Raw genomic sequence first — 19,375 nt, 5'->3', positions numbered from 1 at the left:
CTGCGGGTGTGTTAACCGGACCGGCCTGCGAACTCACGATGTCAGTCGGACGGCCGGCAGTCCGCCGGGTCGATGACCGGCGGCACGGTGTCGGTTGGCGGCGCGTCAGGCCCCGAGGTCGGCGTGCCGACGCCGGTCGCGGGCGCGCTCGGGGTCGCGGTGGCGGTCGCCGTCGGGCCCACCGACGGTGGGTTCGTCGGCGTCCCGGTCGGGTCGGCGACCGGGGTCGGGCTCGCCGGGCAGGCCGGCTTCAGGTTCGGGTTCGTGGGGTCGTCGGTGGTCAGCTCCGCGAGGCGGCGTTGGGCGTCGGCCTCGCTGTCGGCCTGGATGCCCTGCTTGACCCGCTCCTGCGCGACGGCCGTGAGGTCCTCGAGCGTGGTCGGGCTGGTCGACTGGACGCTCGACAGGTCGACGCCCGCGATCTGGCCCGGCACGCCGCGGAACACCGCGAGCTGGCCTTCCTCGGTGGCACCGACGTAGAACTGCTGCTGCGTCACCCGCCACCCGGCCCACAGGCCGCCGCCGAGGATGATCAGCAGGACGCCGAGGAGCACCGCGGTGCGCAGCGGCCGCCGGCGGCGCCGGTCGGACTCGTCCTCGTGCGCCCCACCCCGGCCGTTCGCGTCGGCCGGCAGGTTCTGGTCGGGCACCGGCGCGCGCGGGCCGGCGAGCGCCGCGGACGCCCGGGCGGCCGGCGTGTCCGGGCTGGCCGAGGTGCTGTTGCCCCGGTCGCGGGCCGCCGCGCCGCCGACGATCGGCGCCGCCTCGACGATGTCCTGGTCGGTCGCGTCGGCGACGACCACGGTGATGTTGTCGGGGCCGCCGCCGCGCAGGGCGAGCGCGACCAGGCGTTCGACGCACTGCTGCGGGTCGGCGAAGTCCCGCAGCGACTCGGCGATGGTCTCGGCGCTGACCACGCCGGAGAGCCCGTCGCTGCAGATCAGGTAGCGGTCACCGCGGAGCACCTGGCGCACGGAGTATTCGGGGTCGATGTCGCGCCCGTCGAGCGCGCGGGTGAGCAGCGACCGCTGCGGGTGGCTGCTCGCCTCCTCCGCGCTGATCCGGCCCTCGTCGACCAGCATCTGTACGTAGGTGTCGTCCTTGGTGATCTGCGCGAACTCGCCGTCGCGCAGCATGTAGGCCCGCGAGTCGCCGATGTGCACCATGCCGATCTTGCTGCCCGAGAACAGGATGGCGGTGAGCGTGGTGCCCATGCCCTCGAGCTGCGGATTGGCGTCGACGGTGTCGCGGAGCTGTTGGTTGGCGGTATCGACGGCCGTGCGCAGCGCGTCGACGAGGGCGTCGCCAGGGACGTCCTCGTCGAGCGGGGCCATGGCGCCGATGACGATGTTGCTCGCGACGTCACCGGCGGCCATGCCGCCCATTCCGTCGGCAACGGCGAGCAGCCGCGGTCCGGCGTAGACGGAGTCTTGGTTTCCGTCCCGGATCAGACCGCGGTCACTGCGGGCCGCGTAACGCAGTGTCAGTGTCATGGCCGTAACTCGAGTGAAGTGCGGCCGATGCGGATCGGCACGCCGAGGGGGACGGGGGTCGGTCCGGTGACCTTAGCGCGATCGAGATACGTCCCGTTCGTCGAGCCCAGGTCTTCCACGAACCACTGCCCTGACCTGGGAACAAGCCGGGCGTGACGCGCCGACGCGTAATCGTCGGTGATCACCAGTGTCGAGTCCTCGGCGCGGCCGATCGTGATCTGGCCGTCACCGAGCGTGATTCGCGTGCCGGCGAGCTGACCCGCGGTCACCACCAACTGGTGTGCCGCGCGGCCCCGCTTCACCTTGGCCGGCCGCTGTTGGCCGGTCGACGCACCAACCCCCCGTGGTGCGGCGACCAGCCGGCTGGATCGGGCCCCGGCGAAGAGGTCACGCCGGATCACACCCACCACCGTGAATACGAAGATCCACAGCAGAATGATGAATCCGATCCGGGCGACTTCGACGACGAAATCTCCGGCCAACGGGCTAACCGTCCACGCGGAACGTCAGCGTCGTCGTGCCGAGCTGGATCATGTCACCGGGGTTGAGGGCGACGGCCGAGACGCGCTGGCCGTTGACCATCGTGCCGTTGGTCGAGCCGAGGTCGGTGAGCACGACCTGCGCACCGTCGAAGTCGAGCCGGGCGTGGCGCCGCGAGATCCCGACGTCGGGCAGCCGCAGGTTGGCCTGGTCGCCCCGGCCGATCACGGTCGAACCCATCTGCAGCGGGTACGTCCGGCCGTCGCCGGAGACCAGGCGGATGTTGCGCCCGCCGGGACCACCGCCACCGCCGTGCATGGGCGGCTGGCCGTATCCCTGGTCGTAGGGCTGCTGCTGCTGGTAGCCGCCGCCCTGGTCGTATCCCTGCGGGACGGGCGCGACGTCGCCGCCCGTGTAGACCTCGGCCGTGACCCGGAACATGCCGGTGTCGAGGCCGTCGCCGCGCTCGATCTCGACGATCACGTCGCCGTAGACCGTCCACGCCTGCTCACCGATGAACTCGGCCTGCGACTGCGCGAGCTCCTGGGCGAGCGCGGCCGCGTACGGCGCGAGCCGGCTGTGGTCATAGGGGGATAGGTCGATCACGTAGCGGTTAGGCACCAGAGTCCGCCCGCCGGCCAGGATAGCCTTGTGCGCCTCCGCCTCCCGCTGCATGGCGTTGAGGATCTCCACAGGGTGGACGACCCCCTTGAACACCTTCGCGAAGGCCCCTTCGACCAGGCCTTCCAAACGCTTCTCGAAGCGTTGCAGCACGCTCACCGGCTCCTCCTCGGGTTCCGAGGCCATGATGGTATCCGGCCGGGGCACCTGCAGTCCGCATGGCGACCGGCCGACGGTCAATACCGGTCTCCGTGGAACGCCGTGGGAGCGCTGCCGCACGTGACGACTGGGAGACCGACGCCCGCCACCGGAGTGGCGGAAACGCCGTGTTAGTCTTCCCAGGCGCCGCGAGCGGCAACCGCCCACGGCCACCGGCAGGGATAGCGTAATATGTGCCGGCAGCTGTTCCCGGGGAAGTGGCGGAATGGCAGACGCGCACGGTTCAGGTCCGTGTGCCCGAAAGGGCGTGGGGGTTCAACTCCCCCCTTCCCCACCATGACGTTGGGCTCCGCGACTAGCGGAGCCCTAACGTTATGCCCACCCGTCGCCGAGCAGCCCTGGAGTAGATGCGTGTCCGTCGCGTTGGTGACCGGTTCCGGAGGCTTGATCGGCTCGGAGGCCAGCCGGCATTTCGCCGGCCTCGGCCTGGAGGTCGTGGGCATCGACAACGACATGCGGCGCTACTTCTACGGCGAGGACGGCTCGACCGCCTGGAGTGTCGCGCAGCTCGGCGCCGACCTCGGCACCGCCTACACGCACTACGACACCGACATCCGGGACCGTGCGGGGCTCGAGCAGATCTTCAAGAAGTACGGCTCCGACATCGCGGTGGTGATCCACACCGCCGGACAGCCCTCGCACGACTGGGCCGCCAAGGAGCCGTTCACCGACTTCGACGTCAACGCCGTCGGCACGCTCAACGTGCTGGAGAACACCCGGCACCACGCGATCGAAGCCCCGTTCATCTTCTGCTCGACCAACAAGGTCTACGGCGACCGGCCCAACAGCCTGCCGCTGGTCGAGCAGGAGACCCGTTACGAGATCGCTCCCGACCACCCCTACGCGCAGGGCGTGACCGAGGACATGTCGATCGACGACTGCCTCCACTCGATCTTCGGGGTGAGCAAGGTCGCCGGCGACGTGATGGTCCAGGAGTACGGCCGCTACTTCGGCATGAAGACCGCCGCGTTCCGGGGCGGCACGCTGACCGGCCCGGCCCACTCGGCCGCCGAGCTGCACGGCTTCCTCGGCTACGTGATGCGCTGCGTGATGGAGGAGCGCACCTACAACCTCTACGGCTACAAGGGCAAGATGGTCCGCGACGCGATCCACTCGCACGACGTGCTGACCGCGTTCGAGGCGTTCTTCCGGGCACCCCGCTCCGGCCAGATCTACAACCTGGGCGGCGGCCGGCACTCGAACACCTCGCACATCGAGGCCTTCGCCCTGGCCAAGGAGATCTCGGGCCGCGAGCCGAAGATCAACTATGTCGAGCAGGCCCGGATCGGCGACCACCAGTGGTGGATCAGCAGCATGGCCCGCTTCCAGGAGCACTACCCGCAGTGGAAGCAGACCTACGACGTACCGATGATCCTGCGGGAGATCTACGAGGCGAACGTCGACCGCTGGGTGCCCGGGTCGTGATCGACAAGGGCCGGCACAGCGTCCTCGGCGTCCTGGTCGACGCCGTCGACTACGAGACCGCGACCGCCCGCGTGATCGAGGCGGCACACGAACGCCGGCCGCTCGCGCTGACCGCGCTGGCCGTGCACGGGGTCATGACCGGCGTGCTCGACCCGCCGCACAACGCCCGGCTCAACTCGTTCGACCTGGTCACCCCCGACGGGCAGCCCGTGCGCTGGGGGCTCAACCTGCTGCACGGCACCGCGCTCACCGACCGGGTCTACGGCCCGACGCTGACCCTGCGGGTGCTGGCCCGGTGCGCGGACGAGGGCCTGCCGGTCTATCTCTACGGCTCGACCGACGAGACGCTCGGCCGGCTCGTGCCGGCGCTGGAGAAGATGTTCCCGGCCCTCAAGTTCGCCGGCTGGGAGTCGTCGAAGTTCCGCACCGCCCGGCCCGGCGAGGCTGTGGAGATCGCCGACCGGATCCGGGCCTCCGGCGCCCGCGTGGTGCTGGTCGGGCTCGGCTGCCCACGGCAGGAGATTTTCGCGTACGCCATGCGCCCGTTGCTCGACATGCCCCAACTGGCCGTCGGCGCCGCCTTCGACTACCACGCCGGGCTGCTCCGCAAGCCGCCGTCGTGGATGCAGAAGCGCGGCCTGGAGTGGCTCTGGCGGCTCGGGCTGGAACCGCGCAGGCTGTGGCGCCGCTACGTGATCCTGAATCCCGCCTACGCGTCGCGCCTGCTCGCGCAGCGCACGGGGATGTGGAAAGCGGCCCCGCCGCCACCGGCGACGGAGCCGCTCACCGAGTTCCCGGTCTAGAGGGTCAGGCTCCACGTGTTGATGTAGCCCGTGTCCGTGCTGTAGACGTCCCGGACCCGGAGCTGCCAGTTGCCGTTGGCCGACTCGCCCGACAGGTTGACCGTGTAGGTCGCGTTGACGTTGTCGGCGCTGTCGAGGGCGCTGCTGTTCTTGAGCCGGAAGGCGGTGCCGTCCGGCGCGACGAGGTCGATGACCAGGTCGCCGCGGTACGTGTGCACGATGTTGACGGCCACGGTCGACGAGCTCGACGGCGCGCGCCCGCAGCCCGCGATCGCGATCGTGCTGGCGATGTTGGTGTTGTTGTCCGGAATGGCGACGTCGGTCCCGTTGGTGCCCGCGCAGCCGCCGCCCGTGCCGCCGGTGACGGTCAACGAGTAGGTGGCCGAGCGGGTGCCGGACGCGCCGGTCCCGTTGACGCTCACCGCGTAGGTCCCGGACGGGGTCGACGCCGACGTGCTGATCGTCATCGTCGACGAGCCGCCCGACGTGACGGTCGCCGGGCTGAAGCTGGCCGTCGCACCGGACGGCAGTCCGCTCGCGGTCAGTGACACCGACTGGGCCGACCCGGACGTGGTGCTGGTGCTGACGCTGGCCGTCGCGGCCGAGCCCGCGGTGACGGAACCGCTGGCCGGCGAGACCGATACGGCGAAGTCGTTCGCCGGCGGTGTGCCGTCGTTGACCACGAAGAGCAGCCGGTTCGGGGTCCCGGTGCCAGGGTTGGTCACGACGTTCGGCGTCGCGTTGTTGACCAGGTAGTCGCGGACCTGCTGGTTGCTCCAGCCCGGGTTGGCCGAGAGCACCAGCGCGGCCACGCCGGCCACGTGCGGCGTCGCCATCGACGTGCCGCTGATGGTGTTGGTCGCGGTGTTGCTGCTGTACCAGGCCGAGGTGATGTTGACGCCCGGGCCCAGGATGTCGACGCAGGTGCCGAAGTTCGAGAACGAGGCCGCGGCGTCGTTGTTCTGGGTGGCGCCGACGGTGATCGCGTTGGGCACCCGGGCCGGCGAGTAGTTGCAGGCGTTCTGCCGCTGCCCGAGGATGTTGCCGTTGCCCGCCGCGATGGCGAACGTGACGCCGGAGTTGATGGCGTTGTTCACCGCGTTGTCGATCGCGGTGTTGGCGCCGCCGCCGAGGCTCATGTTGGCCACGGCCGGCTTGATCGCGTTGGCGGTCACCCAGTCGATGCCGCCGATCACCTGAGCGTTGGTGCCGCTGCCCTGGCAGTTGAGCACCCGGACCGCGACGAGTTGCACGCCCTTGGCCACGCCGTACGCGTTGCCGCCGACCGTTCCGGCAACGTGCGTGCCGTGCCCGTTGCAGTCGTCCGCCGCGCCGCCGTCGACGGCGTCGAAGCCGCTGGTCGCCCGCCCACCGAAGTCCTGGTGGGTGGTCCGGATCCCGGTGTCGACGATGTACGCGTGCACGTTAGGGGCCGTGTTCGGGTACGTGTACGACTGGTTGAGCGGCAGGTTGCGCTGGTCGATGCGGTCCAACCCCCAGGACGGCGGGTTGGTCTGCGTGCCGAGCGCGTGCACGGTGTGGTTCTGCTCGACGTACGCGACGTTCGGGTGCGCCGCGATCCGGGCCGCCTGCGCGGCGGTGGCCCGCAGCTCGAACCCGCGCAGCGCGGTGCGGTAGGTGCGGACCACCTTGCCGCCGTGCCGGCCGGCCAGCGTCGTCGCGCTGCCGTCGACCGCGGACCGGGCGACCGCGCTGTCCTTGAAGACGACGATGTAGCTGTCGGCGACGGCGGTCTCGCCGCCGGCGCTCAGGACGGTCCCGGACGGTTCGGCTGCCGCCGCGGGTGCGGCGAACGCGAACGCGGTCAGCGCGGCGACACCGACCAGGATGGACTTTCGTGGGAGCTTCATCTCCCTCCTCCCCTCCGATCGGTGGACCCGCCGTCCCGTTCGTGACGGGATATCGGCGTCCACCGATCTTTGGGTGAGGCTATGCCGCGTGGGGAGATGTGAATAGATGTCGAATTTTCTATATCACCCGCCTGCCCCCTACGGGTGACCTATGCGGGTGTGACCGGGGGCGGCCCGGATGTGCTGGGGTGGTTCGCCGGCGAACCATGTATCCCATGGGGACCGATCTGGCACTGACCGCCGCCATCGCCGCCGCCGCGCTCGCCGCGGCCGGGCTCGTCGACCTACTGCCGCGCGCCACCACCGCCGCACAGCTGCGCCGCCGCGCGGCACGGCTCCAACTGTTGGTGGTGGGTCTGCTCGTGGTCCTGGCCGCGATCGGCCTCGCGGGACTGGCCGGTTACGACGACCTCATGCCCGCGGTGCTGCCGCTGTGGGTGCCGGCCCTGGCGGTGGCCGCGGTCTCGGCGCGCCGGCTGGGCCGGGTGCGGCGCGGAGCCGCCGCCTTCGCGACGGCGCCGCACACTCCCGCGCCGCCCGGTCTGCGCGCCGCGGCCGCGCATCCGTTGCTCGCCCTGCCGATCCAGGTCACCGCGCTGGCCGGGGTGGCGGCCGTGCTGGCCGCCGCCGGCCTGGTCGCGCTGACCGTGCCCGCGGTGCTCGGTGTGGTGCTCACGGCGGCCGGGCTGATGGTCACCGGCATCGGTGTGCGCGACGCGCTGCGGCACAGCCGTCTCGCCGAGGGTGCCGTGGCCCAGCCGGAACGCCTCCGCCTAGCGCGGCCGGTTGGCGTCCTGCAGGTATAGCAGCTCCAGGATGGAGCGCGCGGCCTCGAACCAGCGGTCCAGCCAGCCGGCGGTGGGGATGCTCCCCTTCGGCGGCAGCTCCAGCAGCAGGCCGCGGAGCAGCGGGTGATCCGCGATCAGGGCCTCCTGCTCCGGGTTGGCCCACTGCACCGGGTAGACCGGCTCGAGGGACGGCAGCGCCGGCCGCTCCCCCGCGCCGTTGCCGGCACTGAGGTCCGACGGCAGGCCCTGGCGGACGACCCGCTCGGGCTCACGCTCCGCCGGCGCCTCGATGGTCAGGGAGGCTTCGCGCCGGGTCTTGCGGTACGGGCCGGTGAAGCGCTCCTGCGTCGCCGAACCGTTTCCGAGATTGTCGGGCATGGTCATTCCTTGTCGCCTGCCTGCTCGTTCGGATTAACCCGCTCGGCGGGTTGACCTGGCGTCTGCCGTGTCTTCTGGTACAACGACGGTGCCGGGTTCCCTGTAACGAACCAGGCGCCCTCCGGGGCTGGAGAGCGCCTGGCGCAGGTCGAATCGGGGCTTTTTCGTACTGACTTACAGGTCGAACTCGCCGTCCTTGGCACCGCCGACGAAGGCGTCCCACTCGTCGATGGTGAACAGCAACGCCGGGCCGGTCGGGTTCTTCGAATCCCGCACGGCTACGGCACCGGGCACGAAGGCGACCTCGACGCAGTTGTCGCAGTTGGGCCCGCTACGCGTGCTCTTCTGCCAGACCGCGCCGGTCAGGTCGACAGCAAACCCCTTGGTCTCGCCTTCCACAGTGGCTCCTTAGCTAGCTTTTCGATGTAGGCGACCGACTCCTCGGGGCGGAGTGCGGCCGCACGGATGTGGTCGAAGATGAAGACGTACTTCCGCAACTCGTCGCTCTTCTCGATGAAGAGGCCCCCGGTGGCGTTCTCCGCGTAGACCACCTCGGGGTCACTCGGCTCGGGGAACTCCAGAATGGCGAACGTGCCGTCCATGCCGGCGTGAGCACCTGCCTCGAACGGCAGGATCTGCAAGGTCACATTTGGAAACTCTGCCGCCTTCACAAGCCTTTCGAGTTGGGCCCGCATGACGGCGTCACCGCCTACAGGCCGGCTCACCACAGCCTCATCCAGAACGAACCACAGGTCGATCGGGTCGTCCTCGTTCAATAACGACTGACGTGCGCGACGGACACTCACCCGACGGTCTACATCATCTGCCGTGAAGTCGGGTCGCGCAGCGCGGATCATCGCCTTGGCATAGTCCTCGGTCTGCAGGAGGCCGGGCACGACCTGGTGTTCGTACGCGCGGATCGAATGGGCGGCGGCCTCGAGGCCGACATAGGCGCCGGCGAGCACCGCGCCGTACGGATGCCACCAGCCTTTCTGTCTCGCCTCACGGGCGATCTGCACCAGCTCTTCGCATTCCGGGCCGGTGATGCCATAGATGGCCAGCATGTCCCGGACATCGCGCGGGGTCGCCGACGTGTGGCCGGTCTCGATCCGCGAGATCTTCGACGCGGAACATTCCAGCCGGTCAGCGACCCCGTCGATGGTGACGCCCGCCGCCTCGCGGCGGCGACGTAGCTCGGCGCCTAGCCGCCGGCGGCGGATGGTCGGGCTCCGGCGTTCGGTCACCGGGTCACCTCCGGACAGGTGCGGATTTGGGTAGCGTCCGCACCCGCCGCAGGAACGGACCAAATCGGACGAACGCGGCGAGTTGCGCGATTGCGACGGTCGCTGAGTGATGCAACCTCAGTCTGACGCGCTGATCGGTCGGACATCAAGGACCATTGCGGCCGCAAGAGGCCACGAAAGCACTACCAAAGTGCAACTTGCATTGATCATGTTGTTGGTGCACTCTCTACGTATGCCGCGGGTTACTCAGCGTTTCTGAAAGATCAGCTCTGCCCCGGCGGTCCTTTTCTGAGTCCTCCCGATCATTCGGCTTCGGAACAGGAGTAGATGTGCTTCCCCGCTCCGGTGACGTGCTGCACGTGACGCGCGCGGCGAGCGTCCAGTTCATCGACCCGCTTCTCTTCCGCGTGATCCGCGTGCACGACTGGCCGACGTACGACGGCTGGGTCTGGCTCGACGGCTACGAGCTCAACGCGGCCGGCGACGCGGTCGAGCGGCGCTCGATCTTCGTCCAGGTCAACGGCCTCCGGCAGCTGCGCTCGCCGAATGACCTACGCGCGGCGCCCCGCCGCATCGGTGCGCCGGTGCCGGCGCGGGTGGGCTGACGCTTTCGCGTTCCGGGCCTGCGCGCAGCCGCGCGGGCCTAGAGTGGACATACCCACCGAACAGTTCTTCCCGGGCGTGACCAGGACCCCTATTCCTGGGGGTCACACATGGTCAAGCCACCGGCGCGACCGCTGATCCGCTGTGTCCAGGTGCATCTCGCGGCCGCCGCTTTCATCATCGGCGGCGTCGTTTTGCCCGGCGCCGCTCTGCCTGGCGTCGCGCTCGCCACCGCCCGCGCCGCGGCGGAGCCGGTCGTGCCCGGCACGCTGCCGGGCATCGCGGGCGTGCCCGATGTGGAGAGCCTGGCGCCGCCGGTGACCTCGCTGCTCCCGTCGCCGGCCTGGCGCTACCTGGACCCGCTGCGTCCGGTCGCGGTGCCCGGGCTGCCCGCGACGGGGCTGGTCAGGCAGCCGGTCGACCCAGGCGGGTGGTACGACCCTGAAGAGCCGGACGAGCCGGCCCCCGACGATCCCCGACCCGGCGACGAGCCCGCACCGGCCGAGCCGGCGCCGGGCGTGGAGGCGCCCGGCGGTGCCGCGCCCGTGCCGCCCGGCGGTGCGGCACCCGTGCCGCCCATGGTGCCGGCGCCACCGACCATCGCTCCGCCACCACCGACCGCCGTCGCGCCGGAGCCCCAGCCGCGGCCGGCATCGCCGTCGCCGTCGCCGACGATGCGGCATCGCCGGACACCGACGCCGTCGCCGGCGGACACCAGGGGTTTGGACGAGCTGTTCCCGGACCGTCCGTCGACGGCCGCGACACCGGGCGCGGGTGTGCCGGCCGGCGCGACGACCGACCCAGAGCCGGTCGCTTATGCCCAGCCGCTGATCTACTCGGGAATCGTCGGCATGCTTATCTCCGCGATCGGCATCGCGGTAGTCCTCAACCGCCGCCGCGGCTGGTAACCCAGGGGTGTCTCGCCGTCCGGGGCGCCCGTCCGGCGAGGCACGCGGTCGTGGCGACCCGGACGAATCCCGCGGTCCGGGGAACGCTCGTGCGATCCGCGCGGGGGGCGGGGCGACCCGAGCAAGTGCGGCCATCCTGCACACCGCTTCCGGCAACGCGCGCTGTCCTCGCGACCCAAGCGACTCCCGCCGTCCGAGGCAGCGCTCGTGCCAGGGTTACGCGAGGGCGCGGCGACCCGAGCGAGTGCGGCCATCCCGCACCGCTCCGGCAACGCGCGCGAGGCAACGCTCCCGCCAGGCTCGCTCGGTCGGCATTCCAAGCGAGTCCCGGGCATCTGAGCCGACGAATCCTCGCGGTCGTGGTCCCACCACCCGAGGCAGCGCTCCCACCACATCCGCGCAGTCGTGGCTTTCGACCCGGTATCCGGTGTGTATGTGCGTCGTGGCGCCAGGCCCGATCGTGGGTCGGCGGAGTGGCCGCGCGCGACCAGGAGTGGCCCGCGCTGCTAATCGAACTGCGCATACTGCCGCAAGGTTCGACGTCCCTGTGGCAGGGCTGGCGCCCGCGGCGCGCAGGCTAGCGAGCAGGTCGACCGCCGACGGGTCGCGCACCATCCGACCCTGGGCTGGGCCGATCGGACCGGGACCTGTTACGGACCGGGCGGGATGCTCGGGGAAGAGGTCAGGGTCGGGTTCACCGTCGGCGACGGTGGCTCCGTGGTCGGGCGCGGGCCCGACGAGACGTCCATGGTGACCGCCGTGCCGCTCGGGACCTGGGCGTTGGGTGCCGGGTTTGACCCGACGACCGTGCCGGCCGGGCGGTTGGAGTCGACGTAGTTCAGTCGCGCCGACAAGCCCAGCGCGGAGAGGCGCTGGGTCGCCTCCTCGACGGTCAGCCCTTCGAGGATCGGCACGGTCACCGCCGCCGGTGTGGTCGCGGTCGGTGTGGGCGCCGGCGTTGTCGGGGCCGCGGTGGTCGGGGCCGGCGTGGTCGCGGCCGGGGTCGTGCGGGTCGGCTCCGAGGCCGGCGTGTCGTCGCCGCGCAGGATCAGCCAGAGGCCGAACGCGAGCACGCCGAGCAGGACCAGCGCGATGATGCCGATCAGGATCGGCATCCACCAGCGGGAGCCGCCGCCGGGCGCGGCCGGTTCGTAGCCGTCGGGTGGTCCGTCGTCGGGCGGCTCGCCCGGACCGCCGCGCTCCGGCACGCCGGCGCGACCGGCCCAGGCCGGGTCCTCCGGCGGCGTCGCGTTGCGCGGTGTCGACTGCTGGATCCGGGTGGTGCGGTCGTCCTCGGGTGGCACCCCGCGGTCGACCGGCGACATCTGCGTGGTGCGGTCGTCGGCGGTGGGCTCGATCCGCGCGGTGCGGTCGGGATCGTCCGGCAGCCGCTGGGTCTCCGCGGCCGCGTCGTCGGTCCGGCCGTCCGTGGCCGGCTCGTCGTCGTCGCGGATCGGGTCGAACGGTGCTGTCCGGTCGAGCGGCTGATCCTGGTCGTCCGAGCCGGCACCACGCCGCGCGGGCGGGTCCTCGGGCTGGTCGGCCATGCTCGATCCCTTCGCCGCCGGGTCCTGTCCGGCACAGACCCTAGCCTGCCGGGTGCGAACCCGCCTCCTGCTGGCCCCGGGGGCCAGCCAAGACTCGCCCACCATGCGGGTGGACGCTACGCTGCCCCGCATGGCCGTACGAGGCTGGGGAGGATCGATCGCCGCGGCGATCGGCGTTGCCGCCTGCGCCGGCGCCGCGCAGCTCGGCCTCGGCTACGGCCTGGGCATCATCACCTGGCTGCCGGCGTCCGACCGGGTCGGCGAAGCAGCCTGGGCGGCGAGCCTCGCCTGGGCGGCGTGGATCGCGGCGACCTCGACCGTCGCTGGCGCGATCGGTGCACACCGGCTCACCGAGGAGGCCGATGCCGAGGGCGAGCCGCCCACGGCCGCGTTCCTCGGTCGCCTGTCGCTGGTCGTCGCCGCCGCGGTCGGTGCGCTGGTCACCGTCGCGCTGGTGGCCGTGCCGGCCCGCGCCGCCGTGCGCGCCGACACGTTCTCGCCGCAGACCATCGCCGCGGGCTACGCGGTGATCGGTGTCCTGCTCGGCCTCATCTTCGCGCTCTGGTCGCTGTCGTCGCGCGCGGCCGCCCGCAACGTCATCGCGACGGTCGGCTGGCTCTGGCTGCTGGCGGTGGTCTCGGTGATCGAGGGGGTGGTCTCGGGCGGCGACCAGCCGCCGGCCCAACTCGGCGTCTGGCAGATCACCAGCGGCAGCGAGGCCTTCTGGTTCCGCGACTACCTCTACTGGCCCGGTGCGGCGCTCGCACTGGGCGCCGCGTTCGTGATCGGCGCGCTGGTCGCCCGAGGCCCGGCGCGCGACCCGTTCCACCGCGTCGGCGCGGCCGTTTCCGGCATCGCGGGCCCGCTGGTCGTGGCGGCGGCCTACTTCCTGGCGGCACCAAGGCTGGCCGGCATCCGGCCGGAACAGATGTCGGCACACCTGCTGGCGCCGTACGCGGTGCTGGCGGGCCTGGCCGGTTCGGTGCTGGTCACCACCCTCGCGCAGCGGGCCGACCGCACCGGGGTCACGGTGCCGGCCCAACGCGACAGCGCCGCCGACGACAGCCCGGGCGAGCCCAGCTACAAAACCCACGCGGCGGCAAGCGACGAGGACGACCTGGCGCGCACCCCCGTCGCCACTCCACTGTGGCCGGAGGGCACCGCGCCGGGCGAGACCCCGGCGCCGAAGCCGGAACGCAAGCGCCGCTTCGGGCGCCGCAACGAAGAGGAAACGACCAGCTAGTCGATCGGCCAGGTGTGCACCGGATCGTTGGTGCGCTGTAGCTCACCGTAGCGGGTGAGCATGTGGTGCAGGGCCGTCGTGCGGTCGAGACCGCGCTTGCGTTCGGCCGCGCGGACCATCGCCGTCTGCCAGGCCGCGCCGTTCTGCCCGGTGCGACACCGCTCCGCGATGACGGTCAGCAGCTGGTCACGGTAGTGCGGGGCCACGCCGAACCGGTCGAGCCCGGCCGCCGCCCGCGGCAGGAGCACGTCCGGCACGAGGTCGGCGATGCGGACCTCGCCGTGCCGCGGCCAGTAGACCCGGGCGTCGAGGCCACGCCGGGCCGCCGCGTGGAAGTTCTCCTCGGCCTTAGTGAACGGCAGTTGGCTCCAAATCGGACGGTCGGCCTCGGCCAGGTCGCGGACGAGTCCGAAGTAGAACGCCGCGTTGGCCAGCATGTCGACCACGGTCGGGCCGGCCGGCAGCACGCGGTTCTCCACCCGCAGGTGCGGGCGACCGTTGGTGATGTCGTAGACGGGGCGGTTCCAGCGATAGACGGTGCCGTTGTGTAGCCGCAGCTCGCCGAGCCGGGGCACACCGCCGTTGTGGAGCACCTCGACCGGGTCCTCGTCGTCGGTGATCGGCAGCAACGGTGGAAAGTAGCGCACGTTCTCCTCGAACAGGTCGAAGATGGACGTGATCCACCGCTCACCGAACCACACCCGCGGGCGTACACCCTGTGATTTCAGCTCGTCCGGACGCGTGTCGGTGGCCTGCTCGAACAGCGCGATCCGGGTCTCCGCCCAGAGCTGCTTCCCGTAGAGATAAGGGGAATTGGCCCCGATCCCGACCTGGATGCCGGCGATCGACTGCGCGGCGTTCCAGTAGTCGGCGAACGTGTCCGGCGCGACCTGCAGGTGGAACTGCACGCTGGTGCACGCCGACTCCGGCGCGATGGAGTCCGTGAACGTCTGTAACCGTTCGACACCACGGATGTCGAGCCCGATGTCCTCACCGCGGGCCGCGACGATCTGCTCGTTGAGCGCCCAGTAGCGCTCGTTGCTGGACAGGTTGCCGAGCACCAGGTGGCGCGGTGTGAGCGTGGGCAGGATCCCGATCAGCACGATGGTCGCGTCGGCCTTGTTGGCCCGGTCCTCCGCGCGTCCGATGCTCGCCTGGATGTCGTGCTGGTAGTCGGCGAAACCGTCGCCCTCGATCAGTCGCGGCCGGGCGTTCAACTCCAAATTGAACTGTCCGAGCTCGGTCTGGAACGTCGGATCCGCCAGGTTGGCGAGGATCTCCGCGTTGCGCATGGCTGGCTCGGCGTCTTTGTCGACCAGGTTGAGCTCGATCTCCAGACCCGTCGTCGGCCGTTCGGCGTCGAACTCGAAGTCGTCGAGCATCAGCGCGAAGACATCGAGACACCGCCTAACTTTCTGCCGATACCGGACGCGGTCCTCGCGAGAGAAAGGAACCGGCGACACATCCTTGCCCATGTGCCCTCCCCGGCGCACGGCCCCGTTTGACTGGCGACTGGACCCTTCACGGTAGGAGGGCCGAGAGCGCTCGGCCAGGGACAAAACAGATACTTATCACCCTTTGTAAGCGGATCAAAGCGTTCAGTTCACGATACGCCAAGGCCCCGGCGCCTGTGATCAGCGCCGGGGCCTTTGTGAATGTGGTTCAGCTAACGCGTCACGCCTGGCGGACGGCCTCGCCCTCGAGCTCGATGCGGACCTTCTTGCCGACCAGCACGCCACCCGTCTCCAGGTTGACGTTCCAGGTCAGGCCGAACTCCTCGCGGTCGATCTCGGTGCTCGCCGAGAAACCGAAGATGTCCATGCCGTACGGGTTGCGGCCGGCACCCTCGAACTCGACCTTCAGGTCGACCTTGCGGGTCACGCCGCGGATGGTCAGCTCGCCCGGCAGCACGAACTCGTTGCCGTTGACCTCCTTCACGCCACCGAGGCTCTGGAACTCGATGGTCGGAAACTCCTCGGTCTTGAGGAAGTCGGGGCTGCGGAGGTGGTTGTCGCGGTCCGCGACGCCGGTGGTGATGCTGGCGGCCTTGATGCTCGCGGTGACGGAGGACTCGAGCGGGTTCTCGCCAACCGTGATGGTGGCCGTCGCTTCCTCGAAGTGACCACGGACCTTCGCGACCATCATGTGCCGAGCGACGAAACCGACCAGCTTGTGCGCCGGGTCCATCTCGTAGGTGCCGGCGGTCGGGATGGTCAGGCCGTTCCAGACCCGGGTGTTGTTGGTGGCGGTGTCGGTCATTGGAGCTAGCTCCTTTGGGAGGGTGGACGGTTTTCCGTACTCGGTTGCGTAAGCAACTATATCTCCAGCAATATTCCGCGTGTCAAGGACTGCTACACTCGATCTCGTGGCTGAGCTGCACGAAGATCAACGGATCACCGCTGTCGGGTTGCTCGCCGAGACGTTCACCGGACTCTCGGCGCGCTTCGCCGCGCAGTTGGCTGGGCACAAGCTTTCCGCGGTCGAGTTCGAGGTGCTGATGCGACTCGTCCGCTCACCGGGGCACGAGTTGCGGATGACCGACCTCGCGGCCCAGACGTCCCTGTCGACCAGCGGCGTCACTCGGGTCGTCGACCGGATGGAGCGCGACGGCCTGCTCCGGCGCCGGGCCTGCCCGACGGACCGGCGCAGCTCCTACGCGGGCGTCACCAGTGCCGGCGTGACCAGGCTCACCGAGACGCTGCCGGGCCACCTCGAGCTGATCGAGCAGTGGTTCACCGGCCAGCTGGCCCCGGCCGAGCTGGAGCAGTTCCTCGACTACCTGCGGCGGATCCGGGACGCGGTCAACCCCTGCGCCACCGCCGGCGCGGACGGGGACGCGGATGTCGACCCGGACGCCGAGCCCGTCAGCGCCTGACCACTTCGCCCACGACGGTGGCACCGGCAGAAAGACCGGCAGAACCGTCTGCGCTCCTCGCCAAAAGCCACATTTGGTACGCCCAGCGCGCGACCCCCGATACGGTACTCATGAGCAACGATCCACGGGGGAAGAAAGCGAAAGCGCCACGGGGGCGCGACGCGGACATTTACCGAAGGTCCGTCGGGGGGCGGGCTGGTCCGCGTCGAGCGGGGGTGGAAGGCAGCCGGTGCTGACTGGTTTGGGAGGGCGGTCAGCGCCGGCTGTCTTCATGTTCAGCCCTGGCCCGCTCTGACGGCAGCAGCGTGATCCCGCCTTCCTTGCACACCGCGTCGAGCCGCTCGATCACCGCCGCGCGGTTGACCGGGTCGTCCGTCGCCGACGCCAGTCCCACCAGCGCCTCGGCCACGTCCCGCAGGTCCCGCCCGCCGGCGTAGGACTGCACCGCGACACCGAACCACTCCGCGGCCAGCACGCGGTCGCCGCGCCGGAACGCCAGCGTCGCCTCGATCATCGCGCTCGGCCCCTGCACGTCGTTGACCGGCGCCTCACCGACGCCCGGGTCGGCGCCCGCCGCCAGCGAGCGCAGCTGGGCCAGCACCCGGAGTGCCTCGTCGGACCGGTCGGCCAGGGCCAGCGCGAGGCCGATCGTGCCGAGCACCCGCGCCCGGTGGCCCGGGTCGCCCAGCCGCTCCAGCGGCGTGATCGCGCGGCGACCCATCTTGACCGCGTCCTCGTAGCGGCCGTCGAGCCGGTTGACCTCGGCCACGTTGGCCAGCGCCAGCGCGCGCAGCCGGTCCTCGCCGCACTGTGCCGCGAGCCGGTCGACAGCGGCCATCCGTCGCCGGGCGGCGGCCAGGTCGCCGGCCCGGATCTCGTGCCAGGCGAGGTTGCTCTGCGCCACCGCCATGTCCCGGGTGCGCCCGGTGCGGGTCGCCAGCGACAGCGCCGCGGCACCGTGCCGGCGGGCCTCGTCGTAGCCGCCGGTCGACATCCACAGTCCCGACAGCTGGTTGCGGGCGGCCAGCTCGCCGGTGACGTCGCCCTGCTCCCGGAAGGTCGCCAGGGCCGCCTCCGCGGCGGGCAGCTCGGTCGACGCGGCGCTGTGCTCGGCGGCGAGCTGGGCCACGCCGAGCTGGGCCCACGCCCGCAGCACCGGGTCGGCGTCGGCACTGCGCGGATCGTCAAGCAGCCGGCGCAGCCACTGCCGGCCCGCCGCGTCGCGGCCTCGGAACCGCCACCAGCGCGGCAGGTTGGCGGCCAGCAGCAGCGCCGTGTGCGGGTCGTCGATCGCCGAGTACGCGAGCGCGCCCCACAGGTCGCTGCTCACCTCGTCGAGCCGGGCGACCGCGCCGGGCAGGGTGCCGCCCGCCAGGTCCGGCGCGACCCGGGCGGCGAAGCGGGCCATCACCAGCGCGTGCCGGCGCCGGATCGCGGCCAGCTCACCCTCGGCCGCGGCCTGCTCCTCCGCGTAGTCGCGGACGACGTCGAGCAGCCGGAACCGCATGGAGCCGGAGCCGCGCATGCCGAGCAGGCCGAGCGCGACGAGCCGGTCGAGCAGCGGGACGGGGTCGCCGTCCAGGGCGCCGCCCGGCGTGGCGGTGTCGGCCAGCATCGCCTCGCCCAGCTCGACGGACCAGCGGTTGCGGAACGGCGAGAGCCGGCGCACGGCCACCTGCTCGTCGGGATCGAGCAGCCGGTAGCTCGCCGCGACCGCGTCGCGCAGGGTCACCGTGTCCGGTGCGCTGCCGGGTGTGGTCTCCGGGCCGGCCAGGTCGAGGAGGCGGTGGCCGTAGCGGTCGAGGATCTGGTTCATGTCGAGGACGCGGCCGCGGGCGGCGGCCAGCTCGATGGCCAGCGGCAGGCCCCCAAGCCGGCGCACGAGCCGGACCAGCGCCCCCACCTCGCCGGGCTCGAGCGGGTCGCGGCGGACCCGGCGCAGGCGGTCGAGGAACAGCGCGACCGCGGGGAACTTCGACACCGAGGACAGGTCGAGGTCGTCGTGCGGCGGCACCTCGAGCGGCACGACCGGCCAGACGCGCTCGCCGGGCAGCCCGACCGGGTGGCGGCCGGTGGCCAGGATGCGCAGTGACGGCGCGACGCTGACCAGCCGGTGCAGCGCCTCGGCGACCGCGCCCGGCGCCCGCTCGACGGCGTCGACCAGCAGCAGGCTCGGTGCGCCGGAGAGCCGGCCGGCCAGCTCGTCGGAGCGGGCCACGCCCAGCACGGTCGCGGCGGCGGTGAGCACGTCGCTCTCGGTCGAGCCTTCGGTGATCACGATGCCGGCCACGCCGGCCGGGTGGCGCTCCTTGACCCGCTCGATGACGGCGAGCGCGACGCTGGTCTTGCCGACGCCGGCGAGCCCGACGAGGCTGACCAGCCCGTCGCCGCGGAGCAGGGTCAACGCCACCTCGGCCACGTCGAGGTCGCGGCCGACCAGCGGACCGGGCGGTGGGAGGCCGCGGCCGCGGCTCGCGGCCACCGAGGCCGGTGTCAGCGGGGTGAACGCGGGCACCGCCGGCCGCTCGTCGGTGGCGGCGGGTGCGGTGATGCCGCGGGCGACCGCGGCGAACTCGGCACGGGCGGCGCCGGCCAGGTGCAATGCGTCGGCCAGCAGGTCGACAGTGGTGCGCTGCGGCCGGGACGCCCGGCCGCGCTCGAGGTCACGAACCGTCCGGACGCCCACACCGGCCCGGGTCGCCAGCTCGTGCTGGGTCAGCCCGGCCTCCCGGCGGTGGGCTTTGAGCAGGGCGTCGAAACCCTGGTCAGCGCCGTGATCCGCGGTCATGGCCACGAAGATTACGCAGCGTCGGGCCCGACCGGGACCTCAACGTCGCGTCACTGACCGGTGAACGCCGGATTCCCGACAGACGCCTG

The 19,375-nt window shown here is 71.4% G+C and carries 18 protein-coding genes and 1 tRNA gene; 8 read left to right on the top strand and 11 right to left on the bottom strand.

Annotated elements, in window-relative coordinates; translation table 11 throughout:
- Nucleotides 1-41 precede the first annotated feature (41 nt).
- Genes AB0H87_RS02025 through AB0H87_RS02015 form a run of 3 tightly spaced genes read right to left on the bottom strand, consistent with a single transcriptional unit; the run spans nucleotide 42 to nucleotide 2,780 of the window.
- On the bottom strand, nucleotides 42-1,493 hold the full coding sequence (locus AB0H87_RS02025; RefSeq protein ID WP_360138068.1) for a PP2C family serine/threonine-protein phosphatase: 1,452 nt from the start codon (nucleotides 1,491-1,493) through the stop codon (nucleotides 42-44).
- Nucleotides 1,490-1,975 carry an FHA domain-containing protein gene (locus AB0H87_RS02020; RefSeq protein WP_203718311.1) on the bottom strand — a complete coding sequence of 162 codons (486 nt, stop codon included), beginning with the start codon at nucleotides 1,973-1,975 and terminating at the stop codon, nucleotides 1,490-1,492. The genes AB0H87_RS02025 and AB0H87_RS02020 overlap by 4 nt, the downstream gene beginning before the upstream one ends.
- Before the next feature lie 4 nt (nucleotides 1,976-1,979).
- Nucleotides 1,980-2,780, bottom strand: coding sequence for a DUF3662 and FHA domain-containing protein (locus AB0H87_RS02015; protein WP_360138064.1), 801 nt, complete (start codon nucleotides 2,778-2,780; stop codon nucleotides 1,980-1,982).
- A 224-nt stretch (nucleotides 2,781-3,004) separates the two neighbouring features.
- Here AB0H87_RS02015 and AB0H87_RS02010 point away from each other — a divergent pair.
- From AB0H87_RS02010 to AB0H87_RS02000, 3 genes are all read left to right on the top strand, one after another.
- Nucleotides 3,005-3,090: transfer RNA gene (locus tag AB0H87_RS02010), tRNA-Leu, on the top strand.
- Nucleotides 3,091-3,164: 74 nt separating this feature from the next.
- Nucleotides 3,165-4,238 (top strand): NAD-dependent epimerase/dehydratase family protein, encoded by a 1,074-nt coding sequence (locus AB0H87_RS02005; RefSeq protein ID WP_360138061.1) that lies wholly within the window; start codon nucleotides 3,165-3,167, stop codon nucleotides 4,236-4,238.
- A complete protein-coding gene (locus AB0H87_RS02000; protein WP_360138134.1) occupies nucleotides 4,220-5,041 on the top strand; it encodes a WecB/TagA/CpsF family glycosyltransferase in 822 nt (273 codons plus the stop codon). Before AB0H87_RS02005 ends, AB0H87_RS02000 begins: the two co-directional genes overlap by 19 nt.
- On the opposite strand, the gene AB0H87_RS01995 is transcribed toward AB0H87_RS02000, so the two are convergent.
- Entirely contained in the window at nucleotides 5,038-6,912 is a 1,875-nt protein-coding gene (locus AB0H87_RS01995; protein WP_360138058.1) for a S8 family serine peptidase, read from the bottom strand. The two genes, AB0H87_RS02000 and AB0H87_RS01995, sit on opposite strands and share 4 nt — an antisense overlap.
- 215 nt (nucleotides 6,913-7,127) lie before the next feature.
- On the opposite strand from AB0H87_RS01995, the gene AB0H87_RS01990 reads away from it, so the two are divergent.
- Nucleotides 7,128-7,718: a hypothetical protein gene (locus AB0H87_RS01990; RefSeq protein WP_360138055.1), complete on the top strand. Its 591-nt coding sequence runs from the start codon at nucleotides 7,128-7,130 to the stop codon at nucleotides 7,716-7,718.
- On the opposite strand, the gene AB0H87_RS01985 is transcribed toward AB0H87_RS01990, so the two are convergent.
- The 3 genes from AB0H87_RS01985 to AB0H87_RS01975 form a co-directional block, all read right to left on the bottom strand.
- On the bottom strand, nucleotides 7,686-8,084 hold the full coding sequence (locus AB0H87_RS01985; protein ID WP_360138052.1) for a hypothetical protein: 399 nt from the start codon (nucleotides 8,082-8,084) through the stop codon (nucleotides 7,686-7,688). The two genes, AB0H87_RS01990 and AB0H87_RS01985, sit on opposite strands and share 33 nt — an antisense overlap.
- A 168-nt stretch (nucleotides 8,085-8,252) precedes the next feature.
- A complete protein-coding gene (locus tag AB0H87_RS01980) occupies nucleotides 8,253-8,477 on the bottom strand; it encodes a DUF397 domain-containing protein (protein WP_360138049.1) in 225 nt (74 codons plus the stop codon).
- Nucleotides 8,441-9,322: a helix-turn-helix transcriptional regulator gene (locus AB0H87_RS01975; RefSeq protein WP_360138046.1), complete on the bottom strand. Its 882-nt coding sequence runs from the start codon at nucleotides 9,320-9,322 to the stop codon at nucleotides 8,441-8,443. The genes AB0H87_RS01980 and AB0H87_RS01975 overlap by 37 nt, the downstream gene beginning before the upstream one ends.
- A 329-nt stretch (nucleotides 9,323-9,651) precedes the next feature.
- Between AB0H87_RS01975 and AB0H87_RS01970 the strand changes: the two genes are divergently transcribed.
- A complete protein-coding gene (locus AB0H87_RS01970; RefSeq protein WP_360138043.1) occupies nucleotides 9,652-9,927 on the top strand; it encodes a hypothetical protein in 276 nt (91 codons plus the stop codon).
- A gap of 108 nt (nucleotides 9,928-10,035) precedes the next feature.
- A complete protein-coding gene (locus AB0H87_RS01965; protein ID WP_360138040.1) occupies nucleotides 10,036-10,833 on the top strand; it encodes a hypothetical protein in 798 nt (265 codons plus the stop codon).
- A gap of 650 nt (nucleotides 10,834-11,483) precedes the next feature.
- Here the strand turns inward: AB0H87_RS01965 and AB0H87_RS01960 are convergent.
- Nucleotides 11,484-12,380, bottom strand: coding sequence for a PASTA domain-containing protein (locus AB0H87_RS01960; protein WP_360138037.1), 897 nt, complete (start codon nucleotides 12,378-12,380; stop codon nucleotides 11,484-11,486).
- A 130-nt stretch (nucleotides 12,381-12,510) separates the two neighbouring features.
- On the opposite strand from AB0H87_RS01960, the gene AB0H87_RS01955 reads away from it, so the two are divergent.
- Nucleotides 12,511-13,623 (top strand): hypothetical protein, encoded by a 1,113-nt coding sequence (locus AB0H87_RS01955; RefSeq protein ID WP_360138034.1) that lies wholly within the window; start codon nucleotides 12,511-12,513, stop codon nucleotides 13,621-13,623.
- On the opposite strand, the gene AB0H87_RS01950 is transcribed toward AB0H87_RS01955, so the two are convergent.
- Both AB0H87_RS01950 and AB0H87_RS01945 read right to left on the bottom strand, forming a co-directional pair.
- Nucleotides 13,620-15,098 carry a glutamate--cysteine ligase gene (locus AB0H87_RS01950; RefSeq protein ID WP_360138031.1) on the bottom strand — a complete coding sequence of 493 codons (1,479 nt, stop codon included), beginning with the start codon at nucleotides 15,096-15,098 and terminating at the stop codon, nucleotides 13,620-13,622. The genes AB0H87_RS01955 and AB0H87_RS01950 overlap by 4 nt on opposite strands.
- Nucleotides 15,099-15,297: 199 nt before the next feature.
- Nucleotides 15,298-15,882 (bottom strand): YceI family protein, encoded by a 585-nt coding sequence (locus AB0H87_RS01945; protein ID WP_360138028.1) that lies wholly within the window; start codon nucleotides 15,880-15,882, stop codon nucleotides 15,298-15,300.
- Nucleotides 15,883-15,988: 106 nt separating this feature from the next.
- Between AB0H87_RS01945 and AB0H87_RS01940 the strand changes: the two genes are divergently transcribed.
- Complete coding sequence (locus AB0H87_RS01940; protein ID WP_360138025.1) at nucleotides 15,989-16,498, top strand: MarR family transcriptional regulator; 510 nt, start codon at nucleotides 15,989-15,991, stop codon at nucleotides 16,496-16,498.
- 253 nt (nucleotides 16,499-16,751) lie between these two features.
- On the opposite strand, the gene AB0H87_RS01935 is transcribed toward AB0H87_RS01940, so the two are convergent.
- Nucleotides 16,752-19,286 carry a helix-turn-helix domain-containing protein gene (locus AB0H87_RS01935; RefSeq protein WP_360138022.1) on the bottom strand — a complete coding sequence of 845 codons (2,535 nt, stop codon included), beginning with the start codon at nucleotides 19,284-19,286 and terminating at the stop codon, nucleotides 16,752-16,754.
- Nucleotides 19,287-19,375: the final 89 nt, after the last annotated feature.

The organism is Asanoa sp. NPDC050611 (genome assembly GCF_040654855.1).
Taxonomy (GTDB): Bacteria; Actinomycetota; Actinomycetes; order Mycobacteriales; family Micromonosporaceae; genus Asanoa.
This window is presented reverse-complemented; position numbering and strand designations above follow the sequence as displayed.

Bases quoted from the DNA above. Each gene is read 5' to 3' on its own strand.
- AB0H87_RS02025 (WP_360138068.1), bottom strand. From the start codon at position 1,493: ATGACACTGACACTGCGTTACGCGGCCCGCAGTGACCGCGGTCTGATC.
- AB0H87_RS01945 (WP_360138028.1), bottom strand. From the start codon at position 15,882: ATGACCGACACCGCCACCAACAACACCCGGGTCTGGAACGGCCTGACC.
- AB0H87_RS01995 (WP_360138058.1), bottom strand. From the start codon at position 6,912: ATGAAGCTCCCACGAAAGTCCATCCTGGTCGGTGTCGCCGCGCTGACC.
- AB0H87_RS01985 (WP_360138052.1), bottom strand. From the start codon at position 8,084: ATGACCATGCCCGACAATCTCGGAAACGGTTCGGCGACGCAGGAGCGC.
- AB0H87_RS01965 (WP_360138040.1), top strand. From the start codon at position 10,036: ATGGTCAAGCCACCGGCGCGACCGCTGATCCGCTGTGTCCAGGTGCAT.
- AB0H87_RS01950 (WP_360138031.1), bottom strand. From the start codon at position 15,098: ATGGGCAAGGATGTGTCGCCGGTTCCTTTCTCTCGCGAGGACCGCGTC.
- AB0H87_RS01960 (WP_360138037.1), bottom strand. From the start codon at position 12,380: ATGGCCGACCAGCCCGAGGACCCGCCCGCGCGGCGTGGTGCCGGCTCG.
- AB0H87_RS01935 (WP_360138022.1), bottom strand. From the start codon at position 19,286: ATGACCGCGGATCACGGCGCTGACCAGGGTTTCGACGCCCTGCTCAAA.
- AB0H87_RS01990 (WP_360138055.1), top strand. From the start codon at position 7,128: ATGGGGACCGATCTGGCACTGACCGCCGCCATCGCCGCCGCCGCGCTC.
- AB0H87_RS01955 (WP_360138034.1), top strand. From the start codon at position 12,511: ATGGCCGTACGAGGCTGGGGAGGATCGATCGCCGCGGCGATCGGCGTT.
- AB0H87_RS02015 (WP_360138064.1), bottom strand. From the start codon at position 2,780: ATGGCCTCGGAACCCGAGGAGGAGCCGGTGAGCGTGCTGCAACGCTTC.